The 1,037-nt window shown below is 38.1% G+C and carries 1 protein-coding gene and 1 pseudogene; both read left to right on the top strand.

All coding sequences use genetic code 11. The features are described 5' to 3' along the window. Window positions 1-154 precede the first annotated feature (154 nt). Window positions 155-889, top strand: a complete 735-nt coding sequence (locus tag BBB02_RS06845; RefSeq protein WP_245970066.1) for a group II intron maturase-specific domain-containing protein — start codon at window positions 155-157, stop codon at window positions 887-889. Next, window positions 886-1,037: pseudogene (locus tag BBB02_RS06840) on the top strand (Rpn family recombination-promoting nuclease/putative transposase); the annotation flags it as partial. The gene BBB02_RS06845 and the pseudogene BBB02_RS06840, both read left to right, overlap by 4 nt.

Genomic DNA, 1,037 nt, shown 5'->3' with positions numbered 1-1,037 from the left:
GAGATCATGGAAGACTAGCAAAGCAATTTCTAGGAAAAGTGAGAAAGAGGTCTCCAAATATTTTCTATCATTGGACACTTGGGTTAGGATCAAAGGGCTAAATAATGGGAGCTGTATAAACCGAGAGGTTTCCGTACAGTTCTGCGAGAGACTGGTGGGGAAGTTCCGCTGGTCTACTCTCCTTATTATTTCAGGTTTTACATGTGAACTACTGGAAAATGAAGTTAAGCCATTAGTATCATCTTTCCTTCATGAGAGAGGTTTAGCTCTGTCAGAAGAGAAGACAAAGATTACATTTATTACAACAGGGTTTGACTTTCTTGGTTGTAATGTACGTAGATATAATAAGAAGTTAATTATTAAACCTTCTAAAGAAAGTATTAAAAAACTTCTTAATAAAGCACGTACATTGATAAAAGCAAATATAGCAAACACTCAGGCTATAGTAATTAAGTCACTTAACTCTCTACTGAGAGGATGGGGAAATTACTATCACCATGTGTGTGCTAAAAAAGCGTTTAGAAAAATCGACAATGAAATTTGGCATAGTTTATGGAAATGGGCAAAGAAAAGACATCCTCGTAAAGGATTACGTTGGATAAAGAATCGTTACTTCAAAGTAATGGGTCAACGCCAATGGGTTTTTGCTGCACCCATATGCAAGAACAAACCAAAAGAGATACGGTATTTAAGACTGCTTAAGCTGATTGATATACCTATCAGACGACATGTTAAAATCAGAGCGGATGCAAATCCCCTTGACTTAAAATGGAAAAAGTATTTTGATGAGAGAGTGAAACGAACAAGAATGTTAGCAAGCTCTTTCTCAAGAGAAGGTTCTCTACTGTTGGTGTCACCATTAAGAATGATGTTTCCTGAGGAATCATGAAGGACAAGCCGGTTCTAGAAAAGAAGAACTTAGATAAGGGGCTCAAGCGTAGTGTGGGGAAACCTGCATGCTGCGTTTCTAAGGGAGGGGGTAGTAGTAATACTGCTTCCTTACCTGACCAGGTCGCTAAAACTAAGGGCTTTGAAAA

Source organism: Wolbachia endosymbiont of Bemisia tabaci, from assembly GCF_003999585.1.
GTDB lineage: Bacteria > Pseudomonadota > Alphaproteobacteria > Rickettsiales > Anaplasmataceae > Wolbachia.
Note: the sequence above shows the minus strand (reverse complement) of the source record. Positions and strands in the feature narration are given on the sequence as shown.